A 23,822-nucleotide genomic window follows, 5' to 3' on the forward strand; every position below is an offset into this window, starting at 1 on the left:
AGATATGAAATTTGATGTAGTAGTATTAGGAAGTGGTCCCGGTGGTTATGTGGCAGCAATCAGAGCTTCACAACTTGGACTTAAGACAGCCATAGTAGAAAGAGCCGAATTGGGCGGAATTTGCTTGAATTGGGGTTGTATCCCAACAAAAGCCTTGTTAAAATCTGCACAAGTGTTTGAATATATTCATAATGCCAAAGATTTTGGTATTACTGTAAAAGATTCAAAAGAGGATTTTGATGCTGTTATAAAGCGTTCCCGAGGCGTTGCCGGCACCATGAGTAAAGGAATTGAATTTTTGCTTAAAAAGAATAAAATAACAGTAGTAAACGGTTTTGGTAAGTTAGTTGCAAAAGGTAAATTAGAGGTTGATAACAATGGTAAGAAAGAGACTGTAGAAGGTACACACATTATTTTAGCAACAGGTGCTCGTTCTAAAGAATTGCCAAATATTAAGATTGATGGCAAGAAAGTCATTGGATACCGTGAAGCCATGGTGCTTGACAAAAAACCGGAGAGTATGTTAATCATCGGTTCCGGGGCAATCGGAATGGAGTTTGGATATTTCTATTCTACTATGGGAACTAAAGTTACTATTGTAGAATTTATGGACAGGGTGATGCCTGTTGAGGATGAGGAAGTATCAAAGGCTATCGAGAAGATATATAAGAAGAATGGCGTTGATATTATGACTTCCAGTGCTGTAGAAAAAGTTGAATCTACTGCCAAAGGTTGTAAAGTGAGTATCAAAACGGCAAAAGGTGTTGAAACTGTTGAATGTGATATCGTTTTGTCAGCAGCCGGTGTACAAACAAACATTGAAAATATTGGTATAGAAACGCTGGGTGTAAAGACTGAGAAAGGTAAGGTAATGGTAGATGAGTACTATAGAACAAATGTTGAAGGTGTTTATGCAATTGGAGATATAGTTCCCGGCCAAGCACTTGCCCACGTTGCCTCAGCTGAAGGTATTATTTGCGTTGAGAAAATCGCAGGTATGAATCCAGAACCTCTTGATTATGGTAACATACCGGGATGTACATACTGCCATCCTGAAGTTGCTTCAGTTGGGCTAACAGAAGCACAAGCAAAAGAAAAAGGATATGAAATTAAAGTTGGTAAATTCCCATTCTCTGCATCAGGAAAGGCTAATGCAAATGGGAGCAGAGAAGGATTTGTTAAAGTGATTTTTGATGCTAAATATGGTGAATGGCTTGGTTGTCACATGATTGGCGAAGGTGTTACAGATATGATAGCAGAGGCGGTTGTAGCTAGGAAACTTGAGACGACAGGACATGAAATTATAAAAGCTGTTCATCCGCACCCTACTATGAGTGAAGCTGTAATGGAAGCAGCGGCACAAGCTTATGGCGAGTGTATTCACTTGTAATAAAGAATAAAAGATAATTGGAAAGGGCTGCATTTTGCAGCCCTTTTTTGTTGTCTGTATTGATTGATTTTAGGATATTTTACTCCAGAAGTTGTCTTTGCTGTGAGCCAATAGATATTTTTTGAGTAAGACATTCTCCGGTTTGCTCAATGTGGGATCTTCTCGCAACACATAAGAAGCAGCTTGTGAGCCTAAAAATATGATATATTCATCATTTACCAAGTTTAAAAATTTGAAATCAGGTAAACCACTTTGTTTAGTCCCCAAAATATCTCCGGGACCTCTTTGTTTTAAATCAATTTTTGCAATCTCAAATCCGTCAACGTGTTTCACCATTGCATTCATTCTTTCTTTTGCAGTTTTGCTAATTTCATTTTCAGTCATTAAAATGCAATAGCTCTGCTCCGCACCTCTGCCCACCCTGCCTCTAAGTTGATGAAGTTGAGAAAGCCCGAATCTGTCAGCATTCTCAATGACCATCACACTTGCATTGGGAACGTTAACACCTACTTCAATCACAGTGGTTGCAACCATAATATGTGCAATTCCATTCTTAAAACGCAACATCTCTTTTTCTTTCTCTTCAGGACGCATTTGCCCGTGAACAATGGATAATCGGTATTCAGGTGTTGGAAAGAAACTTTCAACCATGTCATATCCATCCATTAAGTTTTTTAAATCTAAAGATTCACTTTCATTGATTAATGGGAATACAAAATATACTTGTCTCCCTTTTGTGATTTCATTTTTTATGAATGACATGAGCGCGATTCTGTTCTTTTCTTCTTTATGAGCAGTAACTATAGGCTTGCGTCCTGCAGGTAGTTCATCCAAAATACTGTGGTCGGATTCTCCATGTGCCGTCATTGCTAATGTACGGGGGATTGGCGTTGCTGTCATCACTAACATGTGAGGAGCGGGGTTCGATTTGAGCCAGAGTTTTGCCCTTTGTGCAACTCCAAAACGATGTTGTTCGTCAATGATAACTAAGCCTAATTTTTGAAAAACGACCCTGTCCTCTAAAATTGCATGTGTGCCGGTTATCAATGAAAGTTTGCCGGAGGCTAAGTCTTCGAGAATCAAATCGCGTTCTTTGGCAGGAGTGGAGCCGGTGAGCAGTGCTACTCGCAAGCCAAGCGGTGTTGCCCATTCTTGTAATGATTCATAATGTTGTTGGCAAAGTATTTCTGTTGGTGCAATCAGACAAGTCTGAAACCCATTGTCAATTGCCAAAAGAATTGAGATAAAGGCAATAATTGTTTTTCCGCTTCCTACATCGCCTTGCAACAATCGATTCATTTGTGAGCCATTTTTCATATCCGCCCATATTTCTTTAATTACTCTTTTTTGAGCTTCGGTTAATGAAAAGGGTAGGTGTTTACTATAAAATAAATTGAAAAAATAGCCCGGCTTGGTGATTTTTGGTCCAATTGAATTAGATATTCTTGTCAATCGGGTTCTTTCGCTGCGCAATTTGAAAAGAAATATTTCTTCGAATTTAAAACGTTCATTGGCTTTGCTTGCTTGGTCTAATTTGGTTGGGAAATGGATGTCAGCATAAGCTTTTGCGCGTAATGGGAATCCTGTTTTTTCAAGAATGCGTGCAGGTAGAAATTCAGGCATATCAAAGTTTACATGCTCTAATGCCGTTTTTGTTAATTCTGCTATAAACTTTGAATCTATTTTAGATGCTTTGAGTTTTTCAGTTAGAGGGTAAACCGGAATGTATCCCAACACTTCTTGCTGTTTTGCAGGATCATAAATTTGAAGTTCAGGATGTGAAATTGAAAAGACAGTTTTGAACTCACTGACTCTGCCAAATGCTGTATAGAACTGACCCACTGTGATTGTTTTTTTTACCCAAGGAATTGAGCGAAACCAAACAAGTTCCATGCAGCCGGTGTCATCACAAAATACAGCTTTGAGTCTTTGAGTATTACGCACTCCTAAAACTTCAATTGATTCAATTTTTCCACGCACTTGCACTTGTCCTGAATTGGGTTGAAGCTCTGCAATATTGATGTTGGCAGTCTTGTCAAGATACCGAATCGGAGTATGATTGAGTAAATCACCAATAGTGAGGATTCCCAATTCATTCTCAAGAAGTTTCAGGCGTGCATTACTAAAATTTCCGAGCGCACTAATACCTAATTTTTCAAATTCCGACAAGTCAGATTTCACGGTCTAAAATTATGAATAAACTTTCTATTGATAACCTGCAAACTAAATTACTCTGAACACAAATTATCCCTATTTTTGCGCTGCAAACAAAACATACTTTTTAAGAGTAAATACACATGGCGTTAGAAATAAAAGTCCCTTCTCCGGGTGAGTCCATCAGCGAAGTTACAATCTCCAAATTGCTTGTTAATGTTGGTGATTATATTGAATTAGACCAACCTATTATTGAGGTGGAGTCAGAAAAAGCAACACTCGAAATCAATGCAGAAAAAGCAGGTGTGCTTGAAAAATTTACTGCATCAGAAGGTGATTCTGTTAAGGTAGGGGATGTTGTTGCGCTGATTGATACTACTGCAAAAGCACCTGCAAATACAGTTAAAAAGGAAGAGAAAGCTGAAGCTCCAAAGTCTGCACCGGCTGTTGCAAAGCTAGAAGTGGCTCCGGTGAAGGAAACACCCAAAACAGAGACAAGTGCTAAACAAAGTGCTCCTTCTGTTCAACAAAATTATTCTGCGAGTCCATTGGCAGAACAGTTGTTGAAAGAGTATGGATTAAATCCTGATAAGGTGAAAGGAAGCGGTTTGAATGGCAGAATTACTAAAATGGATGTTTTGCAAGCGGCAGTTGAACAAGGTGGAAGCGGAAAAGGTGCCGGCTACTTGAAAGGAAGCGGAAGTAGAGAAGAAAAAAGAGAAAAAATGTCAAACCTGCGCAAAACCATTGCAAAACGGTTGGTAATGGCAAAAAATGAGACGGCAATGTTGACTACGTTTAATGAAGTAAACATGAAGCCAATCATGGATTTGCGTGCAAAGTATAAAGATACATTTAAAGAAAAACATGGAGTGGGGCTTGGTTTTATGTCATTCTTTACTCGTGCATGTGTATTAGCACTTCAAAAGTGGCCTGCAGTTAACTCTTTTATTGATGGAGAGGAAATTGTGATGAATGATTATTGCGATATTTCTATTGCTGTTTCCGGTCCACGTGGATTAGTTGTGCCTGTAATTAGAAATGCAGAGACTTTGTCACTTGCTGAGATTGAGAATGAGGTTAAAAGACTCGCAATCAAAGCTAGAGACAATAAATTGTCAATTGAAGAGATGACCGGTGGTACATTCACGATTACCAATGGTGGAGTGTTTGGCTCTATGATGTCTACACCGATTATCAATCCGCCTCAGTCTGCGATTCTTGGTATGCACAATATTGTTGAAAGACCTTGGGTAGAAAATGGTAAAATTGAGGTTAGACCTGTTATGTATATAGCCTTGTCTTATGACCACCGTGTTATAGATGGCAGAGAGTCTGTAAGTTTCTTATTTATGGTGAAAACATTGTTGGAGAATCCGGAAATGTTGCTTAATGGAACAAGCTCAGCAGAAAGTTTATTGGATTTATAATTTAATAAGATAGTTCTATAAAAAAGGCGAGTCTGAATGACTCGCCTTTTTTATGATTGGGACTCTTTAGTATTTTGCGTTGGCAGCAACAGGGATTCCCCACTTGTGCATGTCTGCATATTGGAAATCTAACTTGTATTTTTCAGGGATGATGCCTTCAGCCATAGAACCTTCTTTTATTGAAGGGAAAATTTCTTCATAAGTAAGCATTTCGTTTAAAGAAATACGTCTGTAAATATGTGAACGAGTAATGTTTTTAGCTTCATCTAAACCGGAAGCACCTAAAATTTCAACAAACGCTTTTACTGTTTCTTCATGATAGTTTGCTAAACGAACTTTCTTATCTGCCACATCAAGTCCCGCAGTTAATTGAGGATCATGAGTGGTAATACCTGTAGGACAGCGGTTTGTATTACACAATAAAGATTGGATGCAACCAATGGCAATCATCATTGCACGGGCAGAATTACACACATCCGCACCCAAAGCCATTGCTCTTGCAATATGGAAGCCTGTAGCAACTTTACCTGAAGCAATCAACTTAATATGTTTACGAATACCCAGTCCGGTCAAAATATTATGAACAAAATCAAGCCCGTCTAACAAAGGTGCACCAATATAGTTAGAGAATTCTTGAGGCGCAGCACCAGTACCGCCTTCGCCTCCATCAATAGTAATAAAGTCAGGATATGTATCCTGTTCAATCATTGCTTTACATATTGCAATGAATTCATTTTTGTGCCCTATACAGATTTTAAAACCAATTGGTTTGCCACCGGATAAATCTCTTAGTTGTTTAAGGAACTGCACCATCTCATACGGAGTATTAAATGCAGAATGGTAAGGTGGAGATGCAATCTTGGTGTGAGGTTGAACGTGTCTTATTGCTGCGATTTCTGCAGTGTTTTTAATAGCCGGCAAAATACCGCCATGTCCTGGCTTAGCACCTTGTGATAGTTTTAATTCTATCATCTTGACTTGGGGCAGTTTTGATTTTTCAGCAAAAAGTACAGGGTCGAATTTCCCGTCTTTGTCTCTGCAACCAAAGTACCCTGTTCCTATTTGCCAGATCAAATCTCCTCCTTGTCTTAGATGATAAGGACTGATACCTCCTTCTCCGGTGTTTTGCGCAAAATTACCAATCTTGGCACCACCGTTCATTGCTTCAACTGCTTGGGCACTCAATGCACCATAACTCATTGCAGAAACATTAAGGATGCTTGCTGAATATGGGTGTTTACAGTCTTTATTTCCAACAGTTACACGTGGGTCGTGATTGAGATGCTCAAAATCTTTAGGAGAGATAGAGTGACACATCCATTCGTACCCTTCAGCATATACATCTAGCTGAGTTCCAAAAGGAATTGTCTGAAGAGTCTTCTTGGAACGTTGGTATATGGTTGAACGATCTACTCTGTGGTAGGGGTGTCCATTGATGTCAGATTCGACAAAATATTGATAGAGCTTGGGTCTGAGATCTTCCATTAAATAACGAAGTCTGCCCAATAGTGGAAAGTTTCTTCTGATTGCATGTTTAGTTTGAACCATGTCCTGATAGCCCATAATGGTAAATACTAACAGAATGGCAAATAATACAAACCAATTATACCCAAGAAACCATGCTAATCCAAAGGTTACAATTAAAGTAATACTCGAGATAATTACAAATTTTCTACGCATTGCTAATGAAATTAAGATGTTTAGATTGTTGAGGAATTAAAAAACAAGGGTTGAAAGGATGGCAGAATTGTTTGCTTAGAAAGTTCCGTGTTTATTATATCAATGTTTAAAAGATACATAATCATTTCTTGCTTCTTTGACCTTGTTTCGGGGGCAAATGTACAAGTTAATTAATAAATTCAAAGACCAATAATCCACTATTTGGACAAGAATATGACTATTAAAAATGAATCAATCTGAATCTCGTTTTTGTAATACTTTGTTTATGGTGTAAAAAAGTACGTTCCTCAATTATTAATCATGTATTAGCCATAATATGCTTTTTATTTCCTTTTTTCGTACCCCTTTAATATGAGTATGAAATCAGGGTTGAGATCTGTTGTACTATTGCTATCATTATTGTTGGTACATGGTGTAAAGGCTCAAGATAAGGGGGAGGTGAAAGGGATAGTCCGAGATGGGGAAAAAGGAGATGCCATCATTTCTGCAAGTATATATGTCGTGGAAACAGGTACCGGTGCTGTAACCGACTTTGATGGGTTTTATACTATCAACAATCTGGCGTCCGGTGTCTATACATTGATCTGTACCTATGTAGGATATGATTCTACACAGTTTAAGGTTACAGTAAAATCGGGCCAAGCAACCGTGCAGAATATTTTCTTAAAAAGTACTGCAAGCACTCTCACCACTGCGGAAGTAAGCGGCAAAAAAAATGATAGAAGCATAGATCCTACGACTTCTAAAGTAACTGTGCATGCTAGAGATATCAAACGCCTTCCTTCAATGGGTGGCTCGCCAGACCTTGCGCAGTATTTGCAAGTGTTGCCCGGTGTGATTTTTACCGGAGATCAAGGTGGGCAGCTTTATATTAGAGGAGGTTCACCGGTGATGAATAAAATTTTGTTGGATGGGATAACTATTTATAACCCATTTCATTCTATTGGTTTGTTTTCGGTTTTTGATGCAGACTTAATTCAAACTGCTGATGTATATTCTGCAGGATTTGGAGCAGAGTATGGAGATAGGATTTCAGCTATTGTGGATATTAAAACAAGAGATGGAAATAAAACCAGACATGGAGGAAGCGTGAATGTTGGTCCTTTCTTATCTAAAATTTCTGTTGAAGGTCCTTTCAAAGCATTTGAACAAGGGTCAGGAAGTAGTTCGTATGTGATTTCAATTAAAAAGTCTTATTTAGAACAAAGTGCCCCCTTGTTCTATTCGTATACGAACTCCGAGAAGTTGCCTTATAATTTCACAGATATTTATGCTAAGACTTCCTTTCATTCTTCTAATGGAAGTAGTATAAAATTGTTTGGTTTTAGGTTTGACGATCAAGTTAATTTCCCGCAAAGTACTAATTATCATTGGGTTTCGAATGGTTTCGGCAGTAGATTCGTATTTATTCCCGAGTCAAGTAAAACAAAAATAGATGGTTTTTTAGCATATTCTGATTATTTGATGTCGCAAGAGGAGTCTGATGATAAGCCCAGAAAGAGTGGAATAGGAGGGTTTAATCTGGGGATAAATTTTACCTCATATATGAAGAGGGATGAATTTAGATATGGGCTTGAAGTAAATGGTTTTACTACTGATTTTGAGCTGTATAATTCAAATAATAGAAGAATAGTACAGAATAACATTAATACTGAGATTGCCGGTTATGTTTTGTATAAATACATCCGTCATAGATTCCTTTTTGATTTAGGATTGCGTTTTCAGGAATATGCCTCTTTAGGCAGCCGTACAGCAGAACCGCGTGTTTCTGCAAAATATAATTTCACAAGAAAAATTAGGCTGAAGGCTGCAGCTGGTATGTATTCACAGAATTTGTTAAGTGCAATTTCTGATAGAGATGTTGTGAATCTGTTTTATGGATTTTTATCCGGACCGGACAATCTTCCCGGTGAGTTTAATGGTAAATATGTAACCTCCAGGTTGCAGAAATCATGGCATTTTGTGTCCGGATTTGAGTTTGATTTATCAAACAAGGTGGAAGTGAATTTGGAGTTTTTCTATAAAGGATTTCCCCAACTTACAAATGTCAACCGAGATAAACTTTTTGATGATATCCCTGCATATTCTGATAAGCCGGATCGCGAGAAAAAGGATTTTATTATTGAATCAGGAAGTGCTTTTGGTGGAGATTTCTCTTTTAAATATGAAGATAAAAGGCTGTATATATGGGCTGTCTATTCGCTCTCTTGGGTAGATAGATTTGATGGAATTAATCATTACCCTACACATTGGGATAGGCGACATAATGTTAATACTTTGATTGCTTACACACTTGATAAGAAAAAGACGTGGAATATGAATCTGCGTTGGAATTTAGGCTCAGGATTCCCATTTACACAGTCTGCAGGATTTTATGAGAAGCTGGACTTTCAATCCCAAGGAATTGGCTCTGATTACCTTTCTGCAAACGGCACATTGGGCATTGTTTATGGACCATTAAACGGTGGTCGTCTGCCTTATTATCACAGATTAGATTTTTCGGCTGAAAAGGTTTTTTATAAAACTAAGAACACAAAGTTCTGGGCTGTATTCTCGCTCACCAATGTTTATAATCGCAACAATGTTTTTTACTTTGACAGAGTGCGCTTTACACGTGTTGATCAACTGCCGGTGTTACCTTCTCTAAGTATAAATGCGCAGTTCTAAGCGTTTGATTTTATTAAATTAAGAGTTTTTTTGTTTGCCAATGTGCTTATTTTTGAGGCGAAAAATAAGTGCATAACTCTATGAAAACTAATTACTCATTTCTGAAATTTCGCTCAGTATGCAAAGTGTTCTTAACTTTGATGTTTTTTCCGGTAATGCAAACACAAGCACAGTTGACAGCCGGTATCGGTTATACACTGGATAACACTACTGCTGCCAGTGCAACAAATTACACAAACTTACAATCTTTCTTTAATGATATATCGTCCGGCACAAGGTCGGATGGCGGACCGGTTCAAGGACCCGGAGTTACGGGCAGTGGGGATATAGTTCTAAATATTCTGAACTCTGTTGTCAACGAACAAATTGTGGTGCTGCCTCATCCTTCTCTGAATGTAAACAGACGTGTGGTGGTAAAAGGTAAGTATCCCTATTGGTATTACAATCCAAATGCTTCTTCAAAATATGTTTTATGGCTAAAAGGTGCGGATCATTTTGTTTTTGATAGTTTGCAAATTGTGAATTGGAATGCTTCCTGGTGTGAAACTGTGATTTTGTCAAATAATGCTGACTCAAATATTTTTCGTAATTGTAGTATCACAAATGATAATTATGATTATAACAAGATAACAGTGAATACAAGTCATACAGCAGATGAGTCTGTTGATAGGTCTAACTATGGGGATGCGGGTGCAATCATTGTTTTTGGCAATTCAATCAATAGTTTAAAACACAATGTCAGGGGTGCAAACGGGAGAGGGAATCTTTTTGAAAATAATAAGATTATCTGTGTGCTTGATGGGAATGGAAGAAGAGGTGCAACCTATGGAATATTTGAATTAGGTGATGGCACAGCCAACTCAGGTGGTAATATGTTTATTGGTAACAGAATCGTCAATCCTACAGGAGTCGGAATATATTCTTATGCATCCGGTGGAGGAAAGTATAACTATAACACAATCCTGCGCTCTACCACTGCTGCAATACAAGATGATAATGACCAAACTTGTCTCTATGGAATTCAACTGTATTATCCTTATTTATCTGCTTATCCTGATAAAGATATAGAGGTAATAGGTAATACAATTCGAAATATGGGTGATAGTTCCAGAACGAATAATGCAAAAACATTTTATGGTATTGCTATTTCAAGGAGTGAGGGTATTACATCGGACGCACATGCAGGCTATGCAGGAACTAATGTGATTAGGGTCGAAGGGAACAATGTCTACAATAATTATGCAGGAAATAAATATGATAACAAAGCCTATGTGTATCCTTTTGCTGCGTACTTAGCTCAAAATGTATTTTTAGTAAATAATGTGTTTGCCAACAATGTGGCTTATCCATCCATTTTGAATCCTATACGCGAAGCAAGAAGCTATATTGAATGGCAATATTCAACTGGCGATGTTGTAAATAATACTTTTTATAGGTCTTTTGATTATTCATTACATTCAGGTACTGTCAATGCTTATGACTATTTGAATGTATCTGGTTCTAAAATTGTTGCAGGTAATCCCAGTATTACCAGACAGATTCAAACCAATTTTTATAATAACATCTCTTATTATGATGTGAAAGCGACCAATTCATATAATAATGGACCCGGGTTTCTTTATTTGTATGATATAAAGAATAATTCTTTTTTCTATGATTCAATTCGTTCAAATAATAAAGCAGACATCAACTCAGTCAATTATTTAAGAGGTGTAAATAATCCACTCACTGCCATCAGTGTGGCTGATTTGAATAACCTGGGTGGTGCAGATAGCAACATTGTTGCAAACCCGGCATTTGTTAATCCTAATAAAAACAATTTCGCTTACCTCAATCCCGCTCTTAATGGTATGGGAAATTATTATACTTCATTCGCATATCCACATGGGATAACTAAAGACAAGTCAGGTTATGACAGAGATTCTACACACCCTGATATAGGAGCTGTAGAAGTCGATTTTGATTTTAAATTAGGTGGAGACTTCAATCAAGGTGATTATGATGTTTGTTCGAGTGTTCCAGCAAAATTTCAAGGCTATGTTATAAGCAAGTTTAATTTTGACTATCAATCCGGTCAAATTGGGTATGTGTTGAATAATCAACAGCCGGTTTTGATTGACTTTGATACAATACACGCTAATGATACCACTTTTTTTGAAATTGATAACCTGAATTTTAAGGGAGCCCCGGATAATTCCCGTTTCACAGTATTCATTGCCCATTTTGATGACAACCATGCTAACGACACTTTGCAATTTAATTTGAATGTTCATAGAGGTATAACCAATTCAAGTATTGGTGCTAACATCACGAGTAAGGGCTTGGAACTGGATTCCTCAAGAAGTTATTGGGTAACTATTCCAAATGATTCTATTGTGTTTGAAGTCCAATTTGCTTCACCTCCTCCAGCAATGGTGGTGAGCACAGTTGTTCTTTCAGCATCAGGAGATACGTTGCCGTTTGCAAGTTATTATCAACCGGTCAATACAGGATTTTGGATAATAAATCCAACCGATGACTATATAGATAGTATGGTGGAAGCGAGACTGATTCTGCATAACTCGCTCACAGGATGCGATTCGGTTATTGTGCGTAATGTTTTAGTTTCACCGTATGGCAGACCTGATTTTCTTGTAAAGAAAGCCTGTGTGGGAAAAGAGGTAGTTTTTGAAAATAAATCAACAGTTAAAAGCGGTAAAATTAAGTATGAATGGAATTTTGGTGATGGACAAACCAGTACCGCTGTCAATCCTAAGCATACTTATGCCTTGCCGGGATATTATCAAGTTACCTTGAAAACTACCACAGATTCGTTTGGATTTATAAAATCACTCACAAAGTCTGTAAAGGTTAGCAGTTTTCCGAATGCTGATTTTGCAGTAAGCAATCTATGTTTCGGACTCCCTATTTCCATCCAAAACAATACAACAAGCAGTTCAGATACCGTTTTGTATAGCTGGGATTTTGGAGATGGTAACACTGCAACTGATGCTGTGCCAACTCCTGTTTATCAGGATGCAGGCAATTATTCAATCAGATTGATTGCTGCATCAGAAGGAGATTGTGCTGATACCATTGTGCGACCTATTTCTTTGTATCCTACACCTAAAGCTGACTTCGTTTATACTTCACCCGCTTGCTTTGGTTCTCCTGTTGGATTTACTAATAAGACTACGATCCCATTTTCAACTTGGAATTGTGAATGGCAATTTGGGCAAGGAGAAAGCAAATCTCTTCAAACTAGCCCTAATTATATATTTCAATCCGTAGGAAGTAAGGATGTAAAGTTAGTAGCTTACACCAACGAAGGGTGTAGTGATTCAGTTGTTAAAACATTAGAGGTAAATCTTGCTCCGCAAATTTCTATTACTCATTCTGATGCTTGTATCGGATTACCTACAATCTTTAACAGCAATGTTGTGGTTCCATCGGGAAATACGGCTACCTACAAATGGGTGATAGAAAGCAAAACAATTATTGATTCTGTTCCCAAAGTTACATTTGCAACTATAGGATTGAAAACTATTTCACTGCAAGTAATTTTTTCATCAGGCTGTGCTAACAATGCTACAATCCAAGTTGGGACGGGGCATAAACCCAATGCTCAATTTACGCTCAATGATATGGTTTGTACAAAAGAGGTTCTTAAAATTACCAATACATCAACCATTAGTTTCGGAAGTGCAAAGTACAACTGGAACATGGGTGATACTGTTTACAATGATGTGTTTGTACCAAATCATGTTTACAAAACTAATGCGTCACAGAACTATCAAGTGATGTTAGTTGCTTTTGCTTCTACCGGTGTATGTTCAGATACAGCAGAGCAAAACGTTCGTGTTGGTGTTACTCCGGTTTGTGATTTTGTAATCAACCCTATATGGATACCCGGACATAGAGGCTATGAATTTGAAGTTGATGATTTTGATGCAACATACAAATGGGATTTTGGAGATGGAGAAGTTTCAAGTGATAAAAACCCTCAACACCAATTTAAAGAAGATGGTAAATATGATGTGAAGCTGTCTATAAGTACGGTTGAAGGATGCGAATGTGTAAAGACTGTTTCTCACACTGTAACCAACCTTAATGTCCGTGACGGTTTAAATGCGGCTTCATTCAAATTGTATCCTAACCCAACAACAGGCTTCATTACAGTCAAATTGCAGAATGTAAATGACAACGGAATAATAGAGGTGATTGATATGAAAGGAGCACGAGTGCTTTCTGTTTCTCATGCTGAACTTACAAGCAATGGCAATGTATTAGACTTGACTAATCAACAAGCAGGAATTTATATCATTCGCTATATCTCAGGAGCAGCAATAGCAATAGGAAAAGTCGAGCTTGTTAATTAAAGTCTGCAAGCGTTATGCTGCATGCAATTGTTTTTAATTGCATGCAGTTTAGTATCTGTATGCTTCGGATTTATAAGGTCCTTGTTGAGACACTCCTATATATTCTGCTTGCTCCGGTGTTAGTTTTTCTAACTTAGCACCAATATGCTCCAAATGTAACGCAGCTACTTTTTCATCAAGGTTTTTAGGTAAGGTATATACTTTGTTTACGTATTTATCCGCATGATTCCAAAGTTCAATTTGGGCAAGAGTTTGGTTTGAGAATGAATTACTCATTACAAAAGAAGGGTGTCCCATTGCACAGCCAAGATTAACTAAACGTCCTTCTGCCAAAATGATAACATCATGTCCGTCAACATCATAAATATCTACTTGTGGTTTGATATTTGTCTTTTTATGACCGTAATTTTTGTTTAGCCAAGCCATATCAATTTCATTGTCAAAATGTCCAATGTTACACACAATTGACTTGTCTTTCATATTCTTAAAATGTCTGTCCACAATGATTTTCATGTTTCCGGTTGCAGTAACAAAAATATTTGCTCTCTTAACCGCATCGTCCATGGTAACTACTTCAAAACCGTCCATGGCAGCTTGCAATGCACAAATAGGATCGATTTCAGTTACTAAAACTCGGCATCCTGCACCACTCAAGGATTGCGCACTTCCTTTTCCTACATCTCCATAACCTGCAACGACTGCTACTTTGCCCGCAAGCATTAAGTCTGTTGCACGTCTGATTGCATCAACCAATGACTCTTTGCAGCCATATTTGTTGTCAAATTTTGATTTAGTAACTGAGTCGTTTACATTAATTGCAGGGATTGGCAATGTGCCTTTTTGCTCTCTCTGGTGTAAACGCATTACTCCGGTAGTAGTTTCTTCACTGAGTCCTTTAATTCCTTTTGCTAATTCAGGGTATCGGTCAAAAACCATATTGGTTAAGTCACCGCCATCATCCAAAATCATATTTAACGGTTTACGTTCTTCACCAAAAAATAAAGTTTGTTCAATACACCAATCAAACTCTTCTTCTGTCATACCTTTCCAAGCATATACGGGGATTCCTTTTGCTGCAATTGCTGCCGCTGCATGGTCTTGAGTAGAAAAAATATTGCAAGAAGACCAAGTAACTTCTGCGCCAAGCTCAACCAAGGTTTCAATTAAAACAGCTGTTTGAATGGTCATATGCAGACAACCTGCAATACGTGCACCTTTCAGAGGTTGTTGATGCCCAAATTCTTTGCGAATGGACATTAATCCCGGCATTTCTGCTTCTGCAAGGTTGATTTCTTTGCGTCCCCATTCTGCTAAGGAAATGTCTTTAACTTTGTAAGGAATATAGGTGCTTGTACTTGTCATGTTCTGTTAATTTTATGAGGTGCAAAAATAAGATTTAATTATGAATTAAAAATAAGTAGCAGACGCAAGTAGTTTTAGTTATTAAGGATTGGTGAAGGAGTGGGTACTATCGTTTTTATTATAGCTTTGCAGGATTCAACATGCAAAATAAAATCACAGCACTTTTTGGCATCAAATATCCGATAGTTCAAGGGGGGATGATATGGAACAGCGGTTGGAGATTGGCTTCGGCAGTAAGTAATCATGGAGGGCTTGGGTTAATCGGTGCCGGGTCAATGTACCCTCATATTTTAGAAGAACATATTCAAAAATGTAAAAAAGCAACGGACAAGCCATTTGGTGTCAATTTGCCCTTGATTTATCCTCAAGTGGACGAACATATTGATATCATTATAAGAGAAAAAATTCAAGTTGTTTTTAGCTCAGCAGGCAACCCGGGCAAATGGACTCCCTTGTTAAAAGAACATGGTATCAAAGTAGTGCATGTTGTAGCGAATACAAAGTTTGCTCAGAAAAGTGAGCAATGTGGAGTAGATGCAATTGTGGCAGAAGGGTTTGAAGCAGGCGGACACAATGGTAGGGAGGAAACCACTACAATGGTGCTGATTCCTTTAGTAAAGAAAGTATGTTCGCTTCCGGTGATAGCAGCCGGTGGTATTGGAAGCGGTAGGGCAATGGCTGCTGCTATGGCTCTTGGCGCAGATGGTGTGCAGGTAGGTTCGCGGTTTGCTGCAAGTGTAGAATCTTCTTCTCATATCAATTTTAAAGAAAGAATTGTTGCATCAAGTGACGGGGATACAACATTGACATTGAAGGAATTGATTCCTGTAAGATTGTTGCATAACGGCTTTTTTGATCGTGTACAAGAAGCGTATAGAAATGGTGCAACACAAGAACAACTGGCAGAATTGCTGGGTAGAGGCAGAGCAAAGAAAGGTATGTTTGAAGGAGATTTAGAAGAAGGAGAACTTGAGATTGGACAGATTGCTGCCTATTTTGACAGTATTGAATCTGTTGAAACTATTATGCAATCTTTTGTGAGAGAATATAATAACGCAATAGGTGAATTACAGTCAAAAACTTTTTAATAAAGCGAGTAGGATAGAGGTGTTGGGTGAAAGTTTGATTTTCAAAACACTCTCAAATGGACTAAAGGTATTATACAAAAAAGTGGCACATTCTCATGTGGCACACTGTGGACTAGTAATCAATGCCGGCTCTCGTGATGATGATGGGTATATGGGTGCTGCGCATTGTATGGAACACATGCTTTTTAAAGGCACACAAAAGCGAAAATCTTTTCATATTCTTAATCGCATTGATTCTGTTGGTGGGGAAATCAATGCATATACAACCAAAGAAGTTACTGTACTTTATTCTACTGTTTATGAAGTATTCTTAGATAGAGCCGTGGAACTGCTTTTTGACGTTGCTTACCATTCAACTTTTCCTGTCAAAGAGTTGGCAAAAGAGCGCAAAGTCATCAAGGATGAAATCAGAATGTATGAAGATTCTCCTGATGACAATATCTTTGATGAATTTCAAGAACTCATATTCAAAGATAATCCACTTGCAGGGAATATTTTAGGCACTGAAAAGAGCTTAGATACCATTACTTCAAAAACATTGCGTGACTTTACTTCGGTTTATTATAAACCTGAAAATATGGTTTTTGTGGTGGTTTCAGATTTGCCTTCAGAAAAGATATTTAGAAAGATTGAAAAATATGCACTCCAACCGCCTTTAAAATCCGACAATAAATCAGGATTTAATCCCATTAGAAAAAAGAATCAAGATTTTAATGTGCAAACAGTGATTAAAGAAACAGACCATGTTCAAAGTTATGTGGTAATTGGCGGACAAGCGTCTCAATCGAATTCACCTGATAGATTAAAGGAAACATTGCTTCTCAATATTTTAGGTGGACCTGCGCTTAATTCACGTTTAAGTTTAGCAATCAGAGAGAAATATGGGTTTACTTATAATATTGAAGCAGGTACAACTCATTTTACCGATACTGGATTCTTCCATTGTTTTGCAGGTACTGATAATGCTCATCATAAAAAGACAATTGCGCTCATTCATAAGGAACTTGAGAAATTAAAAAACAAGAAATTAGGAGCACTTCAAATGCACAATGCACTCAATCAATTTACCGGTCAAATCATGCTTGCCGAAGAAAATAAACTTTCATCCGTTATTGCAATGGGCAGGCAGTGGGCACAAGGAGAAAAAGTGCTTACCCTGAGAGAAATTCTTGAATATGTCAATTCTATTACGGCAGTGCAATTGTTAGAGGTAGCAAACAGGTTATTCGAAAAAGACAAGTTAAGTTTGCTGTCCTATATTCCGTCCAAAGACTAAATAGTTTGAGATATTTTCATTCATTATTTGTTTCGGATTTTCTATAAATCCAATAAAATACTTGTGGCAGAACTTTTCTTAATTAATCCCATTTTACTCATCTTGTTGAAGCGTTCTTTACCTACTTTGTGATATTGTTTCTGTAGCACAACAAAAATGGATTTCACAATGACTAATGTTCCTTCTAATAAGAGTCCGAAGTCTAAGGTACCCATAGAAATAAGGTTTGCCGGCAACCCTTGGATTCTCAGCATTACTAAGGCAAATAAGAATGCAAGCGGGATGACTGTTGCTACAATCAGGGTGGTGCGCCAGTTGAATAAGAATATGAATACAATGAGTGAAACCAATTCGATTCCGGTGATTAAGTTTTCACTAACTGTCTTTACAGTGGTTCCGACTAATTCTGTTCTATCTATAAAGGGTTCAATATTGACATCTTTTGGTAAAATTCTGTTATTTAATTCATGGATTTTGTCTTTAACCCTAGCGATTACTTCATTTGGGTTTTCTCCCCTTAACATAATAACAATTCCTTCTATCAAATCATCTTCGTCTTGCAGTCCTACAATACCTAAACGGGGTTTGGCTGTAACTTTCACTTCTGCAATATGTTTTACTAATATTGGTGTAGTTCCTCTTATCTGGATTACAATATTCTCAATGTCAGCAACGCTTTCTAGCAAGCCAACTCCTCTGACAACATATGCTTGGTCGCCTTTTTCAATAACATCACCACCTACATTGACATTGCTTTTTGAAACAGCTTCAAATGCTTCTAAAGGTGAGAGGTTGTAATTTGCTAGTTCTGTTGGATTAATCTTGATTTCATAGATTTTTTCTTCTCCTCCAAAACTCACCACATCTGCCACGCCAGGCACCGCAGTCAGTTCCCTCTCAATAACCCAATCTTGAATAGCTGTTAGTTCTTTGATTGGTTTTTTACTTTTGATAACATAACGAAAAATTTCTCCTGTTGCCCCACTTGGTGGTTCAATGCTCGTTTGTACACCTTCTGGTAGGGGTATCCCATGCAAACGATTAGAAGTGTATTGCTGAGCATAGAAGTCTGAAACATCATCGTCAAAGATTACCGAAACTATAGATAGACCAAATAATGAAATTGAGCGAACGTTAGATTTCTTTGGTATAGTGCTGACTGCTTGAGTGATAGGGAGGGTTACAAATTTCTCAACCTCTTCTGCACTTCTTCCAGGCCATTGTGTAATAATTCTTGCGCGAACATTGGTAACATCAGGAAATGCTTCTATTGGGGTATGTATATAACTGACTATCCCTGCAACTAGTAATAATGCTGTTAAAAAGAATATTATAATATGATTCTTGAGAGAAAAGGCAACTATTTTTAGCACTAATCTTTTCATATTCAATTGGTAATTACTTCTAGTTAATTAATGCAAAAAGTTTTTTATTTCTTCATAAACCAATAACTGATTACGGGTAATTACCTTTTCACCTTCTTGTAATCCATGTGCAATAAAGGTTGTTCCGCTATATTGAGATAGAGTTTCAATTTTTCTAATTTCAATATCTGTTTGTGAGCGATACACTACCACGAAACTTTGGTTGTCATCAAACACAATAGCATCACTCGGAATACAGAGTTTTTCTGTGTTTACTTTGTTAAAAGCAATTGCCTCAATCATCATTCCCGGCTTTAGTTTCATATCAATGTTAGGTAGCACTACTCTCGCTTTTAATACTTTGGCTTGTTGGTGGTAGGCATCGGTGAGTTTTTTTATTTCAACTATTTGATTCTGATAAATATCGACCATACGCTCAAGATATGTTTGAGAATAAAGTAGTTTTCGAAATTGTAACTTTAGCGAACGTATCAGGTCTGCAAATCCTTCTTTTGTTTTATTCAGCTTTGCTTCCTCCATAGCCATGTTTTTCCATCTTTTTCCGGCAGTTATAATGAGTTGTTCAAAAGATAGACTCGCATTTTGATATTTTCCCACATGCCCCTTACCCCATGATGGAAGCTCTTGAGCAAAAACAGCCCTTTGTTTGGCTTCTGGATTCCAGAGATTTACATCTTCAATACTCAGCAAAGGGTTGGGCCATAACTTCGCTTGAATCAAATCCGCTTCTGCTTTGGAAATCTCGAATTGATGTGCCATTAACAGCAGATTCTCGTTTATAAACTTGGCTTCGCATTGATTATATGTGAGAGTCAGGGTATCATTTGCGTTTGTTTTTGTAATGGAAATAATAGAAATGATGATAAGCAGGGTATGCTTAAAAAATTGCTGTATTGCACTCATATTCAAAGTGCAAAGTTTCCTACTACTACCTTAAAATAACCTTAAAGTGATTAAATTTTGTCTTAGTGTTTAAAGCGTATGATTTTGTTTTTCAAATTCAATCGAAAAAACATTGAGCCCAGGAGTAGGTGCAGCATAAGAGATATTCCCATTGTGGAGGATAATTATTTTTTGGGATAATACCAGCCCTAATCCAAACCCGCTATGTTGTTTGCTGTTTGCTCCTCTGAAAAAATGTTGGAAAAGAAACTTTACTTCTTCCGGTGCCAGCGTTTTGCCGGAGTTTGTAATGTCAATTTTCAGTGAGTGATAATTTGTGCAGTCAATGGTAATCTGTGCTTTTTTGTTGTTAGAATATCGAATAGCATTTAACAGTATATTCAACAATGCTTGCTTAAGCAATTGCTCATTTGCCTTGATAATGAGGTCTGATTCTTTAAAAGAGTCAGGTTTGTATTGAAGTTCGAAACTAAAATCAGTATATAAGACTTTCAACTCATCCATTATGTCGAATAAGCACTCATCCATTCTGACATCTTTTTGAATTGTGGCTTGCCCTGCCTCCACTTTTGATATTTCAAGTAATGTGTTAATAATATCACCTAGCGATTTAGCTCGACATACTTGTTCGCCAAGTTGTTCATGTAGTTTCACATCTGAACTGATATTTTTGATGCGTTCTAGTTCAGATACTAAGACTGCAATGGGTGTCTTTAACTCATGTGAAATATGTTGAACCGCATTTTTCTGAAAAACGAAAGATTCATGGGTGCGAGTGAGCAATTCCTTAAATTGTTCTTGTAGGTAATCGATTTCTGTTGATGTTGTTCTGGTATTGCTTAATTCAAAGTGAGTTTTATTAATATTGATTTTTTTCATTTGGTCAGCCAATGCAGTTATTGGTTTTGAAATTATATTGGCGAGAAACAAGGAACCTAGAATCATGATTCCGGCTATTACAATAAAAATAATAATCAGCACATTCCGCAAATATTGCAGTTTTGAGTAACCAAATTCATCATACGCTTTTAGCACTGCATAAAATGCTTCTTTGTTTTTTTTCTATATAAACTCCAATCAAGTCATAATCCCCGTCCTTGGTCTCAATCCAGCGATTTGATGGTGAGAGTTGATTCGTAATTTCGTTTGCACTCTTGATAGGCAGGTCATTTATGCTTGAAAAAACTAGCTTCTTTTTGCTATCAAATACCAAAAGTTTTTCATCATAAAAGTCGTGGATATTTTGTTTGTCAATCAAATCCAATAGTTCTCTATTGCGTACTTGGTAATCTCCGATTAGCTCGATAGAATAATTTACTTTTTCGTTCATCCTCTCTTGAAATTCCTCTTCTCGGTATTCTGCAAAGAGAATGTAAATGGCTGAGAGGGTAAGAGCCGCTAAAATGATGATGGTAGTTGAAAAGTAAATGAGTATTTTATTTCTGATTTTCATTGCACCTCAATGTAGTAGCCATATCCCACCTTAGTCTTTATGCTTTTTTTGTTAAAAGGTTTGTCTATCTTGTTTCTAAGAAAGTTAATGTAAACCTCTATTGTATTTGTATTTGCATCAAAGGAGCGCCCCCAGATTTCTTTTATTAATTCAGCTTTTGACACAAGCTCTCCCGTAGTTCTGCTTAACCTAAGAAGTATTTGATATTCTCTTGGTGTTAAATTGATTTCATTTCCTTGTCTGGACACGGTTTTAGATAAAGTATTGATTGAAATATCTCCAACAATAAGCAATGCTTTTTCTGATTGCGCTGTTGGTGCTAATCCTGCTCGTTTTGATAAGGCATTGATGCGTATTATCAACTCTCTCATAAAGAATGGTTTTGTGAGATAGTCATCTGCACCACAGTCAAAGCCTTTGATTTTATCCTCTAATTCGCTAAATGCCGTAAGCATTAATACAGGTGTGGTGGTATCAAATGTTCTGAAATTTTGACAAAGAGTATAGCCGTTCATACCAGGCAGGTTAATGTCCAATACAACACAATCAAAATTTTCTCTTTTTAAGATTTTTTCTGCAAGTAAACCATCGTAAACGCTAGTAGGATAGGCTCCATCTGCTGTTAGTGCCTCGCAAATATTTCTCATGAGTTGGGTCGTCTTCGACAATCAAGACCTTCATAGTTGCAAAAGTAGAAAGTTATTCTTGGATAATCCGATATTGTCAGGAATTTACTCAATAATCAATTAATTTTGCGATTTCAAATTTCAACATGAGCGATTCTATCAAACACGAATGTGGTATTGCATTCATTCGACTGCTTAAACCTCTTGAATACTATAAAGAAAAATACAATGAGCCATTATGGGGCTTGTCTCGAATGAGACTCTTAATGGTTAAACAACTCAATCGCGGTCAAGATGGTGCAGGATTGGGGGTCGTAAAGCTCAATCCGGAATTTGGTAATAGATATTTAGCACGTAAACGCTCTATTTCTAAGGGAGCTGTCGCAGAAATATTTGAACAAATACATGAACAGTACAAGGCTTTTCCTGCGGATAAACAAGAAGATATTGATTGGCTAAAGGTAAATTTCCCTTATGCCGGAGAAGTGTTGCTTGGTCATTTGCGTTATGGTACAAGCGGGGGGAATAATATAGAGAACTTGCATCCCTTCTTGAGACAAAATAACTGGATGAGTCGTAATCTCATGATGGCAGGTAATCACAATTTGACTAATGTGGATGAATTGTTTGAGACTTTGATTCAGTTGGGACAACAGCCTAAGGAGATGAGCGACAATGTTACCATTTTGGAAAAAATCGGACATTTTTTGGATGAAGAAAATCAAGAGATTTTTAGAAAGTACAAGGACTTAGGTTTAACTAATGTTGAAATTACGGAGAAGATTAAACAAGAACTGAACCTTGTCAAGATTCTGAAAAGAAGTGTCAAAGATTTTGATGGGGCATACAACCTTGTGGGGATTGTAGGTCATGGAGATTCATTCATTATTAGAGACCCGAATGGTATCAGACCGTCTTACTATTATGCAAATGATGAATTTATTGTAGGAGCCTCAGAAAGAGCTGCAATTTGCACCGTTTTTAATCTTCAACCGGATGATGTGCAAGAGCTGGAACCGGGTCATGCATTAATTATCAAAGCAGACAAAAGTTGGATGATTGATGAAATTATTCCTGCCGGTGAAAAGAAAAGCTGTTCATTTGAAAGAATATACTTCTCCAGAGGAAATGACCGCGATATCTATAAAGAGCGGAGAATGTTGGGGCAGCTGTTAGCACCCGAAATATTGAAAAAGCTGAATTATGATTTTGAAAATACTGTTGTTTCTTATGTGCCCAATACGGCTGCTACTTGTTTTTATGGCTTAATTGACGGTATTAATGAGTGTAGAAAGGAACTGGAAATTGAAGAAATTCTAAAGAATAAGGAAACGCTGACTAAAGAATATCTTAAAAATGTTTTTAGAAACAATGTCAGAAGAGAAAAAGTGCTTATAAAAGACACCAAGATTCGCACATTCATTACAACTGAAAAAGATCGTGGAAACTTGGTAGGCTCAGTTTATGATATTACTTATAACTCCATAAGACCCCAAGTGGATAACCTTGTCATTGTAGATGATTCTATTGTTAGAGGGACCACCATGCGCGATAGTATTTTAAGTATTTTAGGCAGATTGAATCCTAAGAAGGTGATTGTTGTGTCTTCTTGCCCACAAATCCGCTATCCTGATTGTTACGGTATTGACATGAGCCGTATGAAAGAGTTTGTGGCATTTAATGCAGTATTGGAAGTGTTAAAAGATAAGAAAATGACACACAAATTGGATGAAATTTATCAGAACTGTAAAGCAGAAAACGAAAAACCTTTACATCAAATTCAGAATAGATTAAAAGACTTATATGCGTTGGTGAGTGAAGAAGAAATTGTTGCAAAAATTGCACAACTGCTTACTCCAAAAGATTATTCATCTGAAGTTGAGTTTGTGTTTCAGTCAATAGAGGGATTGCATAAAGCATGTCCAGATAATTTGGGTGATTGGTATTTCTCAGGCGATTATCCTACTCCGGGAGGTAATAGGGTTGCAAACCGCTCCTTCTGCTATTTTTACGAAAAAAATCCAGCCAGAGCTTATTAAGCGCAATGTTC

13 protein-coding genes and 2 pseudogenes are annotated in these 23,822 nt (G+C 37.3%); 7 read left to right on the plus strand and 8 right to left on the minus strand.

Annotation, left to right across the window (positions count from 1 at the left end):
- The first annotated feature begins 4 nt into the window (after positions 1-4).
- On the plus strand, positions 5-1,390 hold the full coding sequence (gene lpdA / locus M0R38_08860) for a dihydrolipoyl dehydrogenase (GenBank protein MCK9481853.1): 1,386 nt from the start codon (positions 5-7) through the stop codon (positions 1,388-1,390).
- A gap of 69 nt (positions 1,391-1,459) precedes the next feature.
- Here the strand turns inward: lpdA and recG are convergent, their stop codons facing one another.
- Positions 1,460-3,571, minus strand: coding sequence for an ATP-dependent DNA helicase RecG (gene recG / locus M0R38_08865; protein MCK9481854.1), 2,112 nt, complete (start codon positions 3,569-3,571; stop codon positions 1,460-1,462).
- Between the two features lie 116 nt (positions 3,572-3,687).
- Here recG and odhB point away from each other — a divergent pair, with 116 nt between their 5' ends.
- A complete protein-coding gene (gene odhB, locus M0R38_08870) occupies positions 3,688-4,974 on the plus strand; it encodes a 2-oxoglutarate dehydrogenase complex dihydrolipoyllysine-residue succinyltransferase (protein MCK9481855.1) in 1,287 nt (428 codons plus the stop codon).
- A gap of 66 nt (positions 4,975-5,040) precedes the next feature.
- On the opposite strand, the gene M0R38_08875 is transcribed toward odhB, so the two are convergent.
- Positions 5,041-6,654: an FMN-binding glutamate synthase family protein gene (locus M0R38_08875; protein MCK9481856.1), complete on the minus strand. Its 1,614-nt coding sequence runs from the start codon at positions 6,652-6,654 to the stop codon at positions 5,041-5,043.
- Positions 6,655-7,005: 351 nt separating this feature from the next.
- Between M0R38_08875 and M0R38_08880 the strand changes: the two genes are divergently transcribed.
- The gene (locus M0R38_08880) at positions 7,006-9,321 is read left to right on the plus strand and encodes a TonB-dependent receptor (protein ID MCK9481857.1); all 2,316 of its coding nucleotides are present in this window, start codon (positions 7,006-7,008) and stop codon (positions 9,319-9,321) included.
- Positions 9,322-9,401: 80 nt separating this feature from the next.
- Complete coding sequence (locus M0R38_08885; GenBank protein MCK9481858.1) at positions 9,402-13,679, plus strand: PKD domain-containing protein; 4,278 nt, start codon at positions 9,402-9,404, stop codon at positions 13,677-13,679.
- Between the two features lie 48 nt (positions 13,680-13,727).
- Here the strand turns inward: M0R38_08885 and ahcY are convergent, their stop codons facing one another.
- Positions 13,728-15,041, minus strand: a complete 1,314-nt coding sequence (gene ahcY / locus M0R38_08890; GenBank protein ID MCK9481859.1) for an adenosylhomocysteinase — start codon at positions 15,039-15,041, stop codon at positions 13,728-13,730.
- 140 nt (positions 15,042-15,181) lie between these two features.
- On the opposite strand from ahcY, the gene M0R38_08895 reads away from it, so the two are divergent.
- Together M0R38_08895 and M0R38_08900 are read left to right on the plus strand one after the other, a co-directional pair.
- A complete protein-coding gene (locus tag M0R38_08895; protein ID MCK9481860.1) occupies positions 15,182-16,129 on the plus strand; it encodes a nitronate monooxygenase in 948 nt (315 codons plus the stop codon).
- The gene (locus M0R38_08900) at positions 16,104-17,405 is read left to right on the plus strand and encodes an insulinase family protein (protein ID MCK9481861.1); all 1,302 of its coding nucleotides are present in this window, start codon (positions 16,104-16,106) and stop codon (positions 17,403-17,405) included. The genes M0R38_08895 and M0R38_08900 overlap by 26 nt, the downstream gene beginning before the upstream one ends.
- A 71-nt stretch (positions 17,406-17,476) precedes the next feature.
- Here M0R38_08900 and M0R38_08905 read toward each other — a convergent pair.
- The 5 genes and pseudogenes from M0R38_08905 to M0R38_08925 all read right to left on the minus strand — a co-directional run bounded on the left by M0R38_08905 (position 17,477) and on the right by M0R38_08925 (position 21,827).
- Positions 17,477-18,790, minus strand: a pseudogene (locus tag M0R38_08905) (efflux RND transporter permease subunit).
- A 27-nt stretch (positions 18,791-18,817) separates the two neighbouring features.
- A complete protein-coding gene (locus M0R38_08910) occupies positions 18,818-19,693 on the minus strand; it encodes a TolC family protein (GenBank protein ID MCK9481862.1) in 876 nt (291 codons plus the stop codon).
- A gap of 69 nt (positions 19,694-19,762) precedes the next feature.
- Entirely contained in the window at positions 19,763-20,728 is a 966-nt protein-coding gene (locus M0R38_08915) for a HAMP domain-containing histidine kinase (protein MCK9481863.1), read from the minus strand.
- Positions 20,712-21,146, minus strand: a complete 435-nt coding sequence (locus M0R38_08920) for a hypothetical protein (GenBank protein ID MCK9481864.1) — start codon at positions 21,144-21,146, stop codon at positions 20,712-20,714. Before M0R38_08920 ends, M0R38_08915 begins: the two co-directional genes overlap by 17 nt.
- Positions 21,143-21,827 (minus strand): annotated as a pseudogene (locus tag M0R38_08925) (response regulator transcription factor). The gene M0R38_08920 and the pseudogene M0R38_08925 overlap by 4 nt, the downstream one beginning before the upstream one ends.
- 91 nt (positions 21,828-21,918) lie before the next feature.
- Here M0R38_08925 and M0R38_08930 point away from each other — a divergent pair.
- On the plus strand, positions 21,919-23,811 hold the full coding sequence (locus M0R38_08930; GenBank protein ID MCK9481865.1) for an amidophosphoribosyltransferase: 1,893 nt from the start codon (positions 21,919-21,921) through the stop codon (positions 23,809-23,811).
- Positions 23,812-23,822: the final 11 nt, after the last annotated feature.

The organism is Bacteroidia bacterium, from assembly GCA_023228875.1.
Lineage (GTDB): Bacteria > Bacteroidota > Bacteroidia > NS11-12g > UBA955 > JALOAG01.

Bases quoted from the DNA above. Each gene is read 5' to 3' on its own strand.
- lpdA (MCK9481853.1), top strand. From the start codon at position 5: ATGAAATTTGATGTAGTAGTATTAGGAAGTGGTCCCGGTGGTTATGTG.
- odhB (MCK9481855.1), top strand. From the start codon at position 3,688: ATGGCGTTAGAAATAAAAGTCCCTTCTCCGGGTGAGTCCATCAGCGAA.
- M0R38_08875 (MCK9481856.1), bottom strand. From the start codon at position 6,654: ATGCGTAGAAAATTTGTAATTATCTCGAGTATTACTTTAATTGTAACC.
- M0R38_08880 (MCK9481857.1), top strand. From the start codon at position 7,006: ATGAGTATGAAATCAGGGTTGAGATCTGTTGTACTATTGCTATCATTA.
- M0R38_08885 (MCK9481858.1), top strand. From the start codon at position 9,402: ATGAAAACTAATTACTCATTTCTGAAATTTCGCTCAGTATGCAAAGTG.
- ahcY (MCK9481859.1), bottom strand. From the start codon at position 15,041: ATGACAAGTACAAGCACCTATATTCCTTACAAAGTTAAAGACATTTCC.
- M0R38_08895 (MCK9481860.1), top strand. From the start codon at position 15,182: ATGCAAAATAAAATCACAGCACTTTTTGGCATCAAATATCCGATAGTT.
- M0R38_08910 (MCK9481862.1), bottom strand. From the start codon at position 19,693: ATGAGTGCAATACAGCAATTTTTTAAGCATACCCTGCTTATCATCATT.
- M0R38_08920 (MCK9481864.1), bottom strand. From the start codon at position 21,146: ATGAAAATCAGAAATAAAATACTCATTTACTTTTCAACTACCATCATC.
- M0R38_08930 (MCK9481865.1), top strand. From the start codon at position 21,919: ATGAGCGATTCTATCAAACACGAATGTGGTATTGCATTCATTCGACTG.